Annotated in this window: 3 protein-coding genes and 1 pseudogene (1 of these 4 running past the window's edge); all 4 read left to right on the forward strand. The window is 59.9% G+C overall.

The annotated features are described in order from the left end of the window. Nucleotides 1–1,016 (forward strand): branched-chain amino acid ABC transporter permease (locus GTN70_11935; GenBank protein ID NIO17668.1); only part of this gene is annotated, 1,016 nt, incomplete at its 5' end. Continuing rightward, nucleotides 1,003–1,767 (forward strand): ATP-binding cassette domain-containing protein, encoded by a 765-nt coding sequence (locus tag GTN70_11940; GenBank protein ID NIO17669.1) that lies wholly within the window; start codon nt 1,003–1,005, stop codon nt 1,765–1,767. The genes GTN70_11935 and GTN70_11940, both read left to right, overlap by 14 nt. Beyond that, nucleotides 1,760–2,491, forward strand: a complete 732-nt coding sequence (locus tag GTN70_11945) for an ATP-binding cassette domain-containing protein (GenBank protein NIO17670.1) — start codon at nt 1,760–1,762, stop codon at nt 2,489–2,491. The genes GTN70_11940 and GTN70_11945 overlap by 8 nt, the downstream gene beginning before the upstream one ends. A 26-nt stretch (nt 2,492–2,517) precedes the next feature. Then, nucleotides 2,518–3,027, forward strand: a pseudogene (locus GTN70_11950) (phenylacetate--CoA ligase) (it continues 683 nt past the right edge of the window).

Raw genomic sequence — 3,027 nt, forward strand, 5'->3', positions numbered from 1 at the left:
TCACCGGCACGGGGTTTTACCTGACCCAGCTCACCATGTCGGCCTACTACCTTCTCGTCATCCTCGGGCTCTGCCTCCTCATGGGGTATGCCGGACAGATATCGCTCGGCCACGCGGGGTTCTTCGCTATAGGCGGCTACATCTCGGCTTTTTTCACCACCTTCAACCTGCTTCCTTTCAAGGATGTGTGGTTCGTGTCGCTCCTGTCGAAGGCAGGTGCCCTGAGTCTCCGGAAGAACCTCTACGGGGAGCACATCCTCTATCTCCACCCCTGGGTGGCCTGCTTCCTGGCGGTGCTGACAGCGGTCATCATCGCTTACGCGATCGGCGGACCCGTATTGAAGCTCAAGGGTCATTACCTGGCGATGGCGACGCTGGGTTTTGGCATCATCATCTACCGTATCGTCCTGGGGGCGGCAATTTTCGGGGAGGCCGACGGGCTCTCCGACGTCCCCCCCTTCCCGCTGCTTCCCGGGGTCGTCGTGAGCGGAGACCTCTCCTCACGGGTTGCAAACTACTACATCGCCTGGGGGCTCGTGATCCTTTTCCTGCTGGGTCTTCTGAACCTGGTCGACTCGCGGGTGGGCAGGGCGCTTCGGTCCATCCACGCCAACGAGGAGGCGGCGGATGCCATGGGGGTGGACACGGCGGGGTACAAGCTGAGCATCTTCGTTCTCAGCGCGGCTTTTTCGGCCATCGCGGGTGTTTTCCTCACCCACTACAACGGGGGCATCGGGCCATCGGAGGCATCGGTCATGAAGTCGATCCGCTACGTTGCCATCGTGGCGGTGGGCGGAATGGCGAACCTCTGGGGCGCGCTTACCATGGGGACGGCGCTGAACTTCCTCTCCCTGCGTGGCCTCTTCGGATCCATGGACGATGCCGTTTTCGGCGGGATCCTGATCGTGATCATGCTCTTTGCCCCCGGGGGGATCGTCCCCGCCAATCTGTTCCAGACGGTGAAAAAGAAGCTTTCCCCCGAAGACCTGGAGGAGCAGCACGATGGATCTTCTTGAGGTAAAAAAGCTTCACCGGCGCTTCGGCGGCCTCCACGCGGTGAACGACGTGAGCTTCGCCGTGTCACGGGGAGCGATCAAGGCGGTGATCGGACCCAACGGGGCCGGAAAGACCACCCTCTTCAACCTGATATCGGGGTCCCTGCGGGCCGACTCGGGGGAGATCTTTTTTGAGGGGGAGATGATCCAGGACAAGAAGCCCTTTCAGATTGCGCAAATGGGGCTTGCCCGCACCTTCCAGCACGTGAAGCTCTTTCCGAAGATGACGGTTCTGGAGAACGTCATGGTGGGCAGGCACATCCACGGCAGGGCGGGTTTTATCGCCGCCATGCTGAAGCTGCCCTGGACCTGGCGCGAGGAGAAGGCGATCACCGATAGGTCGATGGAGCTGCTGAGATTTCTCGGGTTATCCCGGGTGGCCCATGTGGAGGCGACGAGCCTTCCCTACGGCCAGCAGCGGATTGTCGAGCTCGCCCGCGCCCTTGCCTGCGAGCCGCATCTGCTCCTGCTCGACGAGCCGGCAGCGGGGCTGAATATCCGGGAGACGGTGGAGATAGGCGGGCTCATAGAGAAGATACGGGACAGGGGGGTGACCATCCTGATCGTTGACCACGACATGTCCCTCGTCATGAGGATATCCGACGAGATCGTCGTGCTCAGCTACGGGGAGAAGATCGCCGAGGATACTCCCCTCGGCGTCCAGAAGGACCAGGAGGTGATCCGGGTGTACCTGGGAGAGGAAGATGCTTAAGATACGGAACCTGGAAGCCGGTTACGGAAAGCTGACGGTTATTCACAAGATATCGATGCACGTAAGCCCCGGGGAGATCGTGACGATAATCGGCGGGAACGGAACGGGGAAGTCGACCCTCCTGAAAACCATCGCGGGCCTGGTGAAAGCCAGGGCCGGCGAGGTCATCTTCGATCAGAGAGACATCATGGGAATGTCTCCCGAAGAGATCGTTTTTCTCGGGTGCTCCCTCGTCCCCGAGGGGCGACAGATCTTTTCCACCATGACGGTGAGAGAGAATCTTTTCCTCGGCGGGTACGTCCAGGTCAGGAGAAGAGAGCGGGCAAAGGCCGAATCGGATATGGAAAGGGTGTACGAGCTCTTTCCCCTCCTTCTGGAGCGTCAGAACCAGCTGGCGGGAACGCTCTCCGGGGGTGAGCAGCAGATGCTCGCCATCGGGAGGTCTCTCATGGCGAGGCCCAAGCTGATCATGATGGACGAGCCGTCGATGGGGCTTGCCCCGATCATCGTGAGGAGTATCTTTCGCGTCATCGAACGGCTCCGCGACGAGGGAAACACGGTTCTTCTGGTCGAACAGAATGCCCGTAGCGCCCTGAAAATTGCAAATAGAGGTTACGTCATCGAATCGGGTAGAATAATGTTGCAGGGGCCTGCTGAGGACCTGATGCTGAACAAAGACATCCAGAGAGCCTATCTGGGCAGGGATCTCAACCATGAATCGTGAACCATATCTGGGATTGGAGGAGGCGGATGTACTGGGAACCTGATTACGAATGCATGGAGAGGGAGGAGGTCGAGCAGGTCCAGCTCGAACGTCTTCAGTCGACCCTGAACAGGGTGTACAAGAACGTGCCCTTTTACCGGAAGAAGTTCGACGAGATGGGGATAGACCCCGACGAGTTCCGCTCCCTCGAGGATTTTCGAAGGCTGCCCTTCACGACCAAAGACGATCTCAGGGAGAACTACCCGTACGGGATGTTCGCGATCCCCCTCAGGGAGGTGGTCCGCGTCCACGCCTCGTCGGGAACGACGGGGATGTCCACGGTGGTGGGGTACACGAAAAACGACATCAAGAACTGGTCGAATCTCGTGGCCCGGGTGCTCACCGCCGGCGGCGTGACCAAGGACGACGTGGTCCAGATCGCTTTCGGGTACGGCCTTTTCACCGGGGGGTTCGGGCTCCACTACGGTGCCGAGAGAATAGGGGCATCGGTGATTCCCATTTCGAGCGGCAACACGCGCAGGCAGGTCAAGATCATG

Source organism: Deltaproteobacteria bacterium, from assembly GCA_011773515.1.
Taxonomy (GTDB): Bacteria; Desulfobacterota; Deferrimicrobia; order J040; family J040; genus WVXK01.

Coding starts and splice junctions, on each gene's coding strand:
- GTN70_11940 (NIO17669.1), top strand. CDS start 1,003: ATGGATCTTCTTGAGGTAAAAAAGCTTCACCGGCGCTTCGGCGGCCTC.
- GTN70_11945 (NIO17670.1), top strand. CDS start 1,760: ATGCTTAAGATACGGAACCTGGAAGCCGGTTACGGAAAGCTGACGGTT.